This window comes from Streptomyces sp. TLI_185 (genome assembly GCF_003814765.1).
Classification (GTDB): domain Bacteria; phylum Actinomycetota; class Actinomycetes; order Streptomycetales; family Streptomycetaceae; genus Streptomyces.
On sequence record NZ_RKRB01000001.1, the window covers coordinates 4,657,907 to 4,669,850 of the forward strand.

9 protein-coding genes are annotated in these 11,944 nt (G+C 71.8%); 5 read left to right on the plus strand and 4 right to left on the minus strand.

The window, feature by feature from the left end:
- Positions 1-1,233 (minus strand): amidohydrolase family protein, encoded by a 1,233-nt coding sequence (locus tag EDD92_RS21315; RefSeq protein ID WP_185124084.1) that lies wholly within the window; start codon positions 1,231-1,233, stop codon positions 1-3.
- A 231-nt stretch (positions 1,234-1,464) separates the two neighbouring features.
- Here EDD92_RS21315 and EDD92_RS21320 point away from each other — a divergent pair, with 231 nt between their 5' ends.
- On the plus strand, positions 1,465-4,416 hold the full coding sequence (locus EDD92_RS21320) for a BTAD domain-containing putative transcriptional regulator (RefSeq protein ID WP_123965800.1): 2,952 nt from the start codon (positions 1,465-1,467) through the stop codon (positions 4,414-4,416).
- A gap of 204 nt (positions 4,417-4,620) precedes the next feature.
- Positions 4,621-4,782, plus strand: a complete 162-nt coding sequence (locus EDD92_RS49915; protein WP_185124085.1) for a hypothetical protein — start codon at positions 4,621-4,623, stop codon at positions 4,780-4,782.
- A gap of 72 nt (positions 4,783-4,854) precedes the next feature.
- Here EDD92_RS49915 and EDD92_RS21325 read toward each other — a convergent pair whose 3' ends face one another.
- Positions 4,855-6,417, minus strand: a complete 1,563-nt coding sequence (locus tag EDD92_RS21325; protein ID WP_260326661.1) for a FadD3 family acyl-CoA ligase — start codon at positions 6,415-6,417, stop codon at positions 4,855-4,857.
- 74 nt (positions 6,418-6,491) lie between these two features.
- Between EDD92_RS21325 and EDD92_RS21330 the strand changes: the two genes are divergently transcribed.
- From EDD92_RS21330 to EDD92_RS21340, 3 genes are read left to right on the plus strand one after another with little or no spacing between them, the layout of a single operon-like run.
- The gene (locus EDD92_RS21330; RefSeq protein ID WP_123965801.1) at positions 6,492-7,658 is read left to right on the plus strand and encodes a lipid-transfer protein; all 1,167 of its coding nucleotides are present in this window, start codon (positions 6,492-6,494) and stop codon (positions 7,656-7,658) included.
- Positions 7,659-7,660: 2 nt separating this feature from the next.
- Positions 7,661-8,077, plus strand: a complete 417-nt coding sequence (locus EDD92_RS21335; RefSeq protein WP_123965802.1) for a Zn-ribbon domain-containing OB-fold protein — start codon at positions 7,661-7,663, stop codon at positions 8,075-8,077.
- Entirely contained in the window at positions 8,074-8,856 is a 783-nt protein-coding gene (locus tag EDD92_RS21340; protein ID WP_123965803.1) for an enoyl-CoA hydratase/isomerase family protein, read from the plus strand. Before EDD92_RS21335 ends, EDD92_RS21340 begins: the two co-directional genes overlap by 4 nt.
- Before the next feature lie 4 nt (positions 8,857-8,860).
- Here EDD92_RS21340 and EDD92_RS21345 read toward each other — a convergent pair whose 3' ends face one another.
- On the minus strand, positions 8,861-9,352 hold the full coding sequence (locus EDD92_RS21345; RefSeq protein WP_123965804.1) for a hypothetical protein: 492 nt from the start codon (positions 9,350-9,352) through the stop codon (positions 8,861-8,863).
- Between the two features lie 134 nt (positions 9,353-9,486).
- Positions 9,487-11,847, minus strand: coding sequence for a PQQ-binding-like beta-propeller repeat protein (locus EDD92_RS21350; protein WP_123965805.1), 2,361 nt, complete (start codon positions 11,845-11,847; stop codon positions 9,487-9,489).
- Positions 11,848-11,944: the final 97 nt, after the last annotated feature.

An 11,944-nucleotide genomic window follows, 5' to 3' on the forward strand; every position in this document is an offset into this window, starting at 1 on the left:
TCACCGCCAGAGCCCCTCAGGGGTGAGCCCCAGCAGTTCGATGGCGTTGCCACGCACGATCCGCTCCACCACCGCCGGGTCGAGGTGGCCCATCTGCGCCTCGCCGACCTGCCTGGACTTCGGCCAGGTGGAGTCGGAGTGGGGGTAGTCGGTCTCGTAGAGGACGTTGCCGACGCCGATCGCGTCGAGGTTCTTCAGCCCGAAGGCGTCGTCGAAGAAGCAGCCGTAGACGTGCTCGGCGAAGAGTTCGGACGGCGGGCGGTGGACCTTGTCGGCGACGCCGCCCCAGCCGCGGTTCTCCTCCCAGACGACGTCGGCGCGTTCGAGGATGTACGGGATCCAGCCGATCTGGCCTTCCGCATACATGATCCTGAGGTTGGGGAAGCGTTCGAACTTGCCGCTCATCAGCCAGTCCACCATCGAGAAGCAGCAGTTGGCGAAGGTGATGGTGGAACCCACGGCGGGCGGGGCGTCCTTGGACGTCGAGGGCATACGGCTGCTGGAGCCGATGTGCATGGCGATGACCGTGCCCGTCTCGTCGCACGCGGCGAGGAAGGGGTCCCAGTCGTCGGAGTGGACGGAGGGGAGGCCGAGGTGCGGGGGTATCTCGGAGAAGGCGACGGCGCGGACCCCGCGGGCGGCGTTGCGCCGGACCTCCGCCGCCGCGAGCTCGGCGTCCCAGAGGGGGATGAGGGTGAGGGGTATGAGCCGGCCCTGGGCCTGCGGCCCGCACCATTCCTCCACCATCCAGTCGTTGTAGGCCTGGACGCAGAGCAGAGCCAGCTCGTGGTCCTTGGCCTCGGTGAAGGTCTGGCCGCAGAAGCGCGGGAAGCTCGGGAAGCAGACGGAGGACTGGACGTGGTTGACGTCCATGTCGGCGAGGCGCTGCGGGACGTCGTACGAGCCCGGTCGCATCTGCTCGTAGGTGATGATCTCGAGTTTGATCTCGTCCCTGCTGTAGCCGACCGCGGTGTCGAGGCGGGTGAGGGGACGCTGGAGCCCCTCGTACAGCCACCAGTCGCCGAGGGGTCCGTCGTCGCCGGGGGCACCCATCACGGGCCGGAAGCGGCCACCGAGGAAGGAGATCTCCTTCAGCGGGGCGCGGACTATACGGGGGCCGGTGTCGAGGTACTTCTTCGGCAGGCGGCTCTGCCAGACGTCGGCGGGCTCCACGGTGTGGTCGTCGACGGAGATGATCAGCGGGAAGTCCGGGAAGTCCTTCGTGGTCTCCATGGCGGTCACGGTAGCGCCGATCTGACGGTCCGTCAGCTATGTGGTTGCGGACGCTTGGACGCTTCTTGTTGCTCGGATCTGTCGGTATCTGTGCCAAGAGGTGTGCGAAGAGCAGGTGAGGGCCTTGTGATATCCCGCGCGTCTGTCTGTGTGAGCGCTCTCCACAGCTGACGCATCCGCCAGGAACAAGGCAGACTGACGTAGTTGCCCACTGTGTCTAGGGAGACGGCGATGGACGGTGTACCGCGAGTGCCGGAACAGAGGCGGGCCGGCTCCTCTGCGGAGCCTGCCCCGCTGAGCTTCGGCGTGCTCGGTCCGGTACGAGCCCGACGCGGAACGGAGCAGCTGAGCACCGGCTCCCCGCAGCAACGTGCCCTGCTCGCCGCCCTGCTGCTGCGCGAGGGCCGCACGGCCACCGCGGGCGAGCTGATCGACGCCGTGTGGGGCGAGGAACCGCCGTCGCAGGCCCTCGCAGCGCTGCGGACGTACGCCTCCCGGCTGCGGAAGGTGCTGGACCCGGGGGTCCTGGTGAGCGAGTCCGGCGGGTACGCGGTGCGCGGGCTGGCCGAGGGCGCCCTCGACCTGGCGGTGGCGCAGGACCTCGCCGCCGAGGCGGAGAAGGCGAGGAACGCCGGGGACCTGTGCCACGCCCGTGAGGTGCTCGGCCGCGCGCTGGCGCTGTGGGACGGCGAGGTGCTGGCCGGCGTACCCGGCCCGTACGCGGAGGCACAGCGGGTCCGCCTGGAGGAGTGGCGGCTCCAACTCCTCGAATCCCGCCTGGACATGGACCTGGAGCAGGGCTGCCACGCGGAGGCGGTGTCGGAGCTGACCGCCCTCACCGCGGCCCACCCGCTGCGTGAGCGCCTGCGCGAACTGCTGATGCTGGCGCTGTATCGCAGCGGCCGCCAGGCGGAGGCACTGGCCGTGTACGCGGACACCCGCCGCCTGCTGGCGGACGAGCTGGGCGTGGACCCGCGGCCGGGGCTGCGGGAGCTGCAGCAGCGGATCCTGCGGGCGGACCCGGGTCTGGCGGAGCCGCCGTCCCCGCAGGCCGAGCCGGCCGCCGCCCCGGTCCGCCCCGCCCAACTGCCCGCCACCGTCCCCGACTTCACCGGGCGGGCGGCCTTCGTCCAAGAGCTCAGCGAGGTGCTGTCCTCGGCCGAGGGACGCGTGATGGCGGTGTCGGCGCTGGCGGGCATCGGCGGCGTCGGCAAGACGACGCTGGCCGTGCACGTCGCCCATCAGGCACGCACGTCCTTCCCGGACGGCCAGTTGTACGTCGACCTGCAGGGCGCGGGGTCACGGGCGGCGGAACCGGAGACGGTTCTGGGCTCCTTCCTGCGGGCCCTGGGCACGGCCGACTCGGCGATCCCGGACTCGCTGGAGGAACGGGCGGCGCTGTACCGGTCCGTCCTGGACGGCCGCCGGGTGCTGGTCCTGCTCGACAACGCACGGGACGCGGCGCAGGTCCGGCCGCTGCTGCCCGGCACGGAGGGATGTGCGGCGCTGGTGACCTCGCGGGTGCGGATGGTCGACCTCGCCGGGGCCCATCTGGTGGACCTGGACGTGATGTCCCCCGACGAGGCGCTGTCGCTCTTCACGAAGATCGTGGGCGAGGAGCGGGTGGCGAGCGAGCGCGAGGCCGCCCTGGACGTGGTGGCGGCCTGCGGCTTCCTGCCGCTGGCGATCCGCATCGCGGCATCCCGGCTGGCGGCCCGCCGCACCTGGACGGTCTCCGTGCTGGCCGCGAAGCTCGCGGACGAGCGCAGACGCCTGGACGAACTGCAGGCCGGCGACCTGGCGGTCAAGGCCACGTTCGAGCTCGGCTACGGCGCGCTGGAGCCGGCCCAGGCACGGGCGTTCCGGCTGCTGGGCCTGGCGGACGGGCCGGACATGTCGCTGGCAGCGGCCGCGGCGGTCCTCGACCTCCCCCTGGAGGAGACGGAGGATCTGCTGGAGTCGCTGGTCGACACCTCGCTGCTGGAGTCGGCGGCTCCCGGCCGCTACCGCTACCACGACCTGGTGCGGCTCTACGCGCGTGCGTGCGCGGAGCGGGACGAATGGCCGCCGAGCGAGCGGGATGCGGCGGTGTCGCGGCTGCTGGACTTCTATCTGGCCACCGCCGCGGCGGTCTACCTGATCGAACGGCCGGGAGACCGGCTGGTGGACCACCTCGCGACCCCGGAGTATCCCGGGCTGCCGTTCGAGGACCGGCACACCGCGCAGGACTGGCTGTACGCCGAGGCGGTCTCACTGCTGGCGTGCGTGCGGCAGTCCGCCCATCCCGGGATGCTCCGGCGCGCCGTCGACGTCCTGTGGGCAGCGATCGACCTGGCGGAGTCCGGGGCCAACTCCCGGGAGTACGAGACGGTCGCAGTGGCCCTGTGCACGGCGGCGCAGGCGGCCGAGGACCCGTACGCGGAGGCCCGGGCACTGATCACGCTGGCCTACGCGCACAGCCTCATCGGCCGCTTCGACCTCGCCGACAAGGAGGCCGGCCGGGCCCGCGAGCTGACCGACTCCTCCCACGACGCGCTGGCCGGCTGCTGGTCGTCCAACGTCGGCGGCGCGATCGCGGCGTACCAGAACCGGCACGAGGACGCGGAGTCGCACTTCACCCGCGCCATCGAGCACTTCCGCGTGCTCGGCGACCGGCCGGGCGAGGCGAGCGCCCTTTGCAACCTGTCGCGCGTGCATCTTGCGACCGGCCGGGCGGAGAGCGCGGTGACACTGGCCCGGCAGGGCACGGCCATGTACGACGACATGGGGCATGACCTGAAGGGCGCCAACGGGCGGTACGCGCTGGGCCTCGCTCTGGCGCAGAGCGGGAAGCTGGCCCAGGCGGCCGAGTGCCTGCAGCAGGCTCTCGGGGTGTTCCGGGACAGCCGGCAGCGGCTGTGGGAGGGCATGACGGTCTTCCGCCTCGCCGAGCTCGACCTCAAGGACCGGCGCCCCGCGCAGGCGGCGTCGAACGCGGAGACGGCGCTGACCCTGCTGCGGGGCATCGGCGGAGAGTGGCGGCGCGGCAACGTCCTCACCGTTCTCGGCCGCGCCCTCAACGGCATCGGCCAGTTGGACCGGGCGCAGGTGTGCTGGCGCGAGGCCCTCGACATCTTCGAGTCGCTCGGCGCGCCGGAGGCGGCCGAGGCCCGGAGCCTGCTGACGCCGACGCAGGCGGCCTGAGCGGGCGCGACGGAGGCGTTCATCGTTCGTTTATCGCGGTCAGGCAGTCTTTCCTGTGTCGGGCCGTCGCGTCGGGGGGCAAGCGGAACGGCGTCGAGTCGGGCCTTTATGGTGATCCGGCTCCAGGATCCGTCCGGCAGTCCTCGGGGGAGTTGCCGGGCGGATCCTGTCCATCCAACGTCCAACACTTCAGGGGAGTAAGCGATGAGCGCCGAGAACACCACGGACAACATCCACATCACGGACGAGCCGGCCGGCGACTCGACGGACAACATCCACATCACCGACGAGCCGCTCACGGTGACCGCGAAGGACACCGCCAAGGTGACCCCGGACAACATCCACATCACCGACGAGAAGGCCTGACGGCCACGCCTTCTCCGCACGGGGATCGGCCGCGGTGGCTCGGAGGGGGAGCCACCGCGGCCGAGGCATGTCTCAGGATCTGCGCAACTCCCCCTTGACCACCTTCCCGCTCGCGTTCCGCGGCAGTTCCGCCACGAACTCCACCCACCTCGGCACCTTGTAGTTCGCCATCTCGCGCCGGGCCCAGGCGATCAGGTCGTCCGAGGTCATCGAGGAGTCCGGACGGCGCACCACGTACGCCTTCCCGACCTCGCCCAGCCGCGGATCCGGTACGCCGATCACCGCGACGTCGGCCACATCCGGGTGCAGGCCCAGCAGTTGCTCTATCTCCGCCGGGTAGGCGTTGAAGCCGCCGACGATGAACATGTCCTTGATCCGGTCGGTGATCCGCAGGTTCCCGTCTCCGTCGAGCACGCCCACGTCGCCGGTCCGCAGCCAGCCGTCCTCCGTCAGGACCTCCGCCGTGCCCGCCTCGTCCTCGTAGTAGCCGCGCATGACGTTGAAGCCGCGGACCAGGACCTCGCCGGGCTCGCCGATCGGCGCCTCGACCCGCACCTGCGTGCCCGGTATCGCGCGGCCGGACGTCGAGGCGATCACCGTGGGGGCGTCGCCGCGCCGGCACATCGTCACGATGCCGCTGGCCTCCGAGAGGCCGTACGCCGTCAGGACCGTCTCCACGCCCAGTTCCCCGCGCAGCCGCTCCACGAGTTGCAGCGGCACCACCGCCGCGCCCGTCACCACCAGCCGCAGCGCCGAGAGGTCGTGGGCGTCGCGGGCGGGGTGGTCCAGCAGGGACTGGTGCAGGGTCGGCGGGCCGGGCAGTACCGACACCCGTTCCGCCGCGATGTTCGCGAGGGCCGTGTCGGTGTTGAACACCGGCTGGGGAATCATTGTCGCGCCGCGCATCAGACAGGCCAGGACTCCGGCCTTGTAACCGAAGGTGTGGAAGAAGGGGTTCACGATGAGGTAGCGGTCGCCCTGCCTCAACCCTGCCAGGTCGCACCAGATCTCGTACGCCCGCAGCGTCTGCGCATGTGTGATCACCGCGCCCTTGGGGCGGCCCGTCGTACCGGACGTGAAGACGATGTCCGACGGCGAGGAACCGTCCACCGCCGCCGAGCGCGCCCGCACTTCGGCCGGCCCGACCGCGTCCCCGCCCGCGAGGAAGTCCTTCCATGTGCGGAAGTCCTCGGGCGCGTCGTCCGACAGCACCACCACCTGCTCGAGATGCGGCAGCCCAGGCCCCCGGTCGACAGCCCGCCGCAGCGAGGCCACGTACGACGTCCCCAGGAACGTCCCCGTCACGAACAGCAGCCGCGCCCCGCTCCTGCGCAGCACGTCCGCCGCCTCCGCGCCCTTGAAGCGCGTGTTGATCGGCACGAGCACCGCCCCGGCCGACACCGCGCCCAGTGCCGCCACGATCCAGGCCGGCGAGTTCGGGGCCCAGATCGCGACCCGGTCGCCCGGTGAGATGCCCGCCGCGACACAGGCCGCCGCCGACCGTTCGACGCGGGCGCCCAGTTCGGCGTACGAGATCCGGGTACGGCCTTCCACCACCGCCTCGGAGTCCGCGTACCGCTCGGCCGCCGACCGGACGAGTCCCGGAATGCTGCCCCACTCCACGTCACCGCGCACAACAGCCCCCTACTACTAGCTGACTGACCGTCAGATTAGCTGTAGCCTGACGCCCTGTCAGCTCACGGGACAGCATGCGGAGGTGCACCAGCGTGGCCGGAATCAAGGACGCCACCGCGATCGTCGGCATCGGGCAGACCCCCTTCGCCAAACGCCTCGACGAGGACGAACGGACCCTCGCCTGCCGTGCCGTCCTCGCCGCCCTCGACGACGCCGGTATCGCGCCCGGCGAGGTCGACGCGCTCGCCTCGTACACCATGGAGGAGACCGACGAGGTGGAGCTGGCGAAGGCCGTCGGCTTCGGTGACCTCACGTTCTTCAGCAAGGTCGGGTACGGGGGCGGCGGTTCGTGCGCCACGGTCGCCCACCTCGCGGCCGCCATAGCCTCCGGTCAGGCCACGGTCGGCGTCGCCTGGCGCTCGCGCAAACGGGGTTCCGGCCCCCGCCCCTGGAAGAACACCACCGTCCAACTGCCCACCCCCGCACAGTGGACCCGCCCCTTCGGTCTGCTCCGCCCCGCGGACGAGATCGCCATGCTGACGCGCCGCTACCTGCACGAGTACGGCGCGACCCGCGACCACCTGTTCAATGTCGCCCTCGCCTGCCGCAACCGCGCCAACCAGAACCCCGCCGCCGTGATGTACGAGCGGCCCCTGACCCGCGAGATGTACATGACCTCCCGCTGGATCAGCGAGCCGCTCTGCCTCTTCGACAACTGCCTTGAAACAGATGGTGCGTTGGCGTGCGTGGTCGTCTCCCGCGAGCGCGCCCGGGACTGCAGACGGGCGCCCGTCTACGTCCACTCCGCCGCCCAGGGACTGCCCGCCCAGCACCACGGCATGGTCAACTACTGGAACGACGACCCGCTCACCGGCCCCGCCTGGACCGCCGCCCGGCACCTGTGGAAGCACGCGGACTTCACGCCCCAGGACGTCGACGTGGCCCAGATCTACGACGCGTTCACCGCGCTCATACCGCTCTCCCTGGAGGGCTACGGCTTCTGCGGCCGCGGCGAGGGCGGGGCGTTCACCGAGCAGGGGGCCCTGGAGATCGGCGGGCGGCTGCCCCTCAACACCAGTGGCGGCGGGCTGAGCGAGGCCTACGTCCACGGGTTCAACCTCATCACCGAAGGCGTACGGCAGCTCCGCGGCACCAGCACCGCCCAGGTCCCGGACGCCGCCACCTGCCTCGTCACCGCCGGCGAGGGAGTACCGACCTCCGCCCTGCTGCTGAGGAGCTGAGCATGCTCGATCCCGTCATCGACTCCGACGGCGCCCCCTTCTGGGGCTACGCCCGCCAGGGCGAACTCCGCATCCAGGCCTGCGCCGACTGCGGCGAACTCCGCTTCCCGCCCCGGCCCTGCTGCCCGCACTGCCAGTCCTTCGCGAGCGAATGGCGGGAGGTCGCCGGTCACGGTCGCATCTGGTCGTATGTCGTGCCCCACCCGCCGCTCCTGCCCGACTACGCGGACCAGGCCCCGTACAACGTCGTCGTCGTCGAGCTCACCGACGCCCCGCGCATCCGTCTCGTCGGCAACCTCGTCGCCGAGCCCGGTGCGCGGCTCGACTCGGTGCCGGCCGAGCGCATCCGGATCGGCGCCAAGGTGCAGGTGGTGTTCAGCGACGAGGGCCTTCCGCAGTGGGTTCTGGAGCGCCCATGACCGCGCCCGTCTCCGTGCGCACGGCCGTCGACCAGCACACCGGCGTCGCGGTCGTCACCCTGGACCGGCCCGAGCGGCTCAACGCCGTCGACCTGACCATGCGGGACGAACTGCAGGAGACCTGGCGGGAGTTGCGCTTCGACGACTCCGTACGGGCCGTCGTCCTCACCGGCGCCGGTGAGCGCGCCTTCTGCACGGGCCTCGACCGGACCGCCGTCGTCCCGCAGCCCCACTCCCCCTACATGGCCGACGATCCCCTCCTCCGCGTCGGGCCCAAGGCGAACGACCTGTGGAAGCCGGTCATCACCGCCGTACGGGGAATGGCCTGCGGGGGCGCCTTCTATCTCCTCGGCGAGTCGGACTTCGTCGTCGCCGACACGACCGCCGCCTTCTTCGACCCGCACACCACGTACGGCATGGTCAGCGCCTACGAGTCCGTGCTCATGGCGCAGCGCATGCCGTACGGCGAGGTCGCACGGATGATGCTGATGGGGACGGCGGAGCGGATCTCCGCGCAACGGGCCTACGACATCGGGCTCGTCTCCGAACTCACCGAGCCCGGCGGGGCGTTGGCGGCCGCAACTAAGTGCGCCACGGTGATCGCCGCGTATCCGGCGGAGGGCGTCCAGGGGACCGTGCGGGCCCTGTGGGCGGCGCGGGAGAGCGCCGTCGCACCGGGGTTCGCGCAGGCGGCCCACCTGGTCTCGCTCGGAAACCTCCCGGGCGAGCGGCAGGCGGAGCTGTTCGCCGGGCGGCGGAGGGAGTTCCGTACGCGGTAGGACGTCAGCTCGCGGCCGGTGCCTGATCCTGCACCTCGCAGTGCTTGATGCGGGTGACGAGGGCGTTGCTGCCGCCCACGTTCACCCTCACGGTCGCCGTCCCGTTCGCGGGCACGTCCGCGATGTCGACCCGGGTGCCGGCCGCTGCGCCCTCGGCGTCCCGGAAGGTGACGGTGACCTCGAAGGTACCCGCGGTGTCGTTCGGGTTGCTGACCTCAACGGTCGCGTACGGCTGCTTCACGGTCGCGCACTTCAGCAGGACCGCCATGGCGGGCGACGGCGAAGCAGCCGTGGACGGCGACGAGTACGAACCGCTGCCGCCGGTCGTGGTCGTCGTGTGCGACGACGTGTCGTGGTCCTGCGACGAGCTGCTGCACCCGCCGCCGCTGTGGTGGTGCTTGCCGATGCCGTGGTGCCGTCCCGAGAAGCCCGTCAGCGACAGGACCACGAACCCGATGACGGCCGTGTACTTGAGTGTGCGCCCCCGTGTGTTCACACGGTCACTCTAGCGAACGCCTGTCACGACCATGTCACCGCGTGGCGACCGCCGCGCACCCGGCGTAGCGTCTAGGTGGACGGCCGCCGGCCACACCCTTCCGTGACATCGGTACGACGGCCGTCACCAACAACTCATGCGGGCCGGGCGGTCCCCGTCCCCTTCTCCGCGTCCAGCGCGTACACGCAGCGGTCCTTGCTGCACGCGTACACGACGCCGTCCTTCACGACCGGGGAGCCGGTGATCTCGCCGCCGGTCGCGAGTTTCCAGCGCAGCCGGCCGTCGTCGGCCTTCAGCGTGTAGAGCAGGTGGTCCGTGGAGCCGAAGTGGATGCGGCCCTCCGCCACCGCGGGGGCGCCCACGATGTCGCCGCCCGCCTGGAAGCGCCACTTGGGTGTGCCGGTGACCGCGTCCAGGGTGTACAGCCCCTTGCCGCTGCCGACGTGGACATGCCCGGCCGCCACCAGAACGGGGTCGATCGACGCCCGGGACTCGGTGGCGATGCGCCAGCGGTCGCGGCCGTCGGTGGCATCGAGGGCGTACACCGTGCCGAGGTAGTCGACCAGGTAGATGCCGCCGCCGGTGACCGCGGGGCCGGGCGCGAAGGTGGGCGGGCAGAGGAAGACCGCGGGGGCCTCGAAGTGCCACTTCACATGGCCGCTCGCCACGTCGATCGCCAGGACCCGAGTGCCGGCGCAGACGTACACGTATCCGTCCGGAGCGTGCGTCACCCGTACCGGCACGCCACCGCACGAGGCCGCGTCGCCGATCGGGTAGGACCAGCGCTCCTTGCCGGTGCGGGCGTCCAGGGCGCGCAGCCGGGCGTCCTGCCAGACGTAGACCGTGCCCTCGTGGACGGCGGGCCCGGCCTCCGGGGACTCGAAGTCGGTCTGCGCCCCGGTGAGTTCCCACAGCTTCTGGCCGTTCGCGGCCTCCCAGGCCTGGACGCCGCCGCCGCGTGTGCCGGTGACGACCGTGCCGCGGTCGGCCTTGAGGGAGTACACCCAGGCGTCCGTGGACAGCCGCCACAGGTCGGCGCCCTCACGGCAGTCCAGCGCGAACAGCGTCGGCCCGTCGGAGGCGTGGATACGGCCGTCGGCGACCGCCATCGACCAGGCCACGTCCCGTGTCTTGAACCGCCGGCGGCCGGTGGCCACGTCCAGGGCGTGCACCTCGAAGGAGGTGACGTAGACGAGGTCGCCGGAGACCGACGGGGTGCCCCACACATCGTTCGACATGCGGAAACGCCAGGGGCGCCAGCCTGCCGCGGTCTCCGGCGGCGCGGGCAGCGACGCGGGGACGACAGGGCCTACGGCAGGATCCGCGCCGTTGACTCCGGGGCGCGGCTTGGACCAGGAGGCGGCCAGGGCGGCCTCCGGAGGAGGCGCCTTCACGGCGGCGGCGCGGACGTCGGAGACCCGCGGCCCGGGCCCGATGGGCACCTGGGCGCCGGCCAGCCGGACGGGACCGGTGTCGGGGGCGCCGACGGACACGGGGGACGCCGGTACGACGGGGTCGTGCGAGGGCGGGGGCGGCACGGGGGCGGGTCGCGCGCCGCCGCCGCTGCGGCCGCCGCCCTGGCCCGTCTTCCCCGCCGGACGGCCGTTGCGGCGCGCCTCGATCAGGCTCACCGCACGCTCGGGCAGCCAGGCCGAGGCCGTACCGCTGTCGTCGGAGCCGGAGCCGAAGAGATGGGGGGCCAGCTGGGCCTGGAGGTCGGCCGGGTTGGGCCGGGCCGTGGCCTCCATCTGCATGAGGGACTCGATCAGCGGGCGCAGCTCCTCCGGGAGACCCTCCAGGTCCGGGCCCTCCCGCAGCAGCATGAAGACCGTTTCGACGGGGTTGGCGCCATGGAAGGGCGGGTGCCCGGTGGCGGCGAAGACGAGCATCGAGCCGAGCGAGAACACGTCGCTCGCGCCGGTCACGGACCGCGAGTCCTTCGCCTGCTCCGGCGACATATAGGCGGGCGTACCCACCGCGACGTTCGTCATTGTCAAACGCGTGTTCGAGACGCCGGAGGCGATACCGAAGTCGATCACCCGGGGACCGTCCTCGACGACGAGGACGTTCGAGGGCTTCAGGTCCCGGTGCACCAGACCGGCGCCGTGGATCGACTGCAGCGCCTCGGCCACACCCGCCGCGAGCCAGCGCACCGCCTGGGCCGGGAGCGGCCCGCACTCGTTCACTATTTCTTCGAGGGAGGGCGCGGGCACGTACGCGGTGGCCAGCCACGGCACGGCGGCACGTGCGTCGGCGTCGACCACGGCCGCCGTGTAGAAGCCGGAGACCGCCCGGGCGGCCTCGACCTCGCGCGAGAAGCGGACGCGGAACAGCTGGTCCTCGGCGAGCTCCGTACGGACCGTCTTGATCGCCACGCGCCGGCCGGACGCCGAGCGCGCGAGATAGACCAGTCCCATGCCGCCGGCACCGAGCCGCCCCAGCACCTCGAACGGACCGATACGCCGCGGATCGTGCTGTGTCAGCTGATCCACCACTTGCCTGCCACCTCCCCGTACGGGCCGCGCCGGCCACATCTTCACGCGACCCCGTGCAGCGTCTCACCACCGCACCGCCATGGCGGCACGCACCCTG

Excerpts from the sequence above, each read along its gene's own strand:
- EDD92_RS21315 (WP_185124084.1), bottom strand. The coding sequence starts at position 1,233 with ATGGAGACCACGAAGGACTTCCCGGACTTCCCGCTGATCATCTCCGTC.
- EDD92_RS21320 (WP_123965800.1), top strand. The coding sequence starts at position 1,465 with ATGGACGGTGTACCGCGAGTGCCGGAACAGAGGCGGGCCGGCTCCTCT.
- EDD92_RS49915 (WP_185124085.1), top strand. The coding sequence starts at position 4,621 with ATGAGCGCCGAGAACACCACGGACAACATCCACATCACGGACGAGCCG.
- EDD92_RS21330 (WP_123965801.1), top strand. The coding sequence starts at position 6,492 with ATGCGGAGGTGCACCAGCGTGGCCGGAATCAAGGACGCCACCGCGATC.
- EDD92_RS21335 (WP_123965802.1), top strand. The coding sequence starts at position 7,661 with ATGCTCGATCCCGTCATCGACTCCGACGGCGCCCCCTTCTGGGGCTAC.
- EDD92_RS21340 (WP_123965803.1), top strand. The coding sequence starts at position 8,074 with ATGACCGCGCCCGTCTCCGTGCGCACGGCCGTCGACCAGCACACCGGC.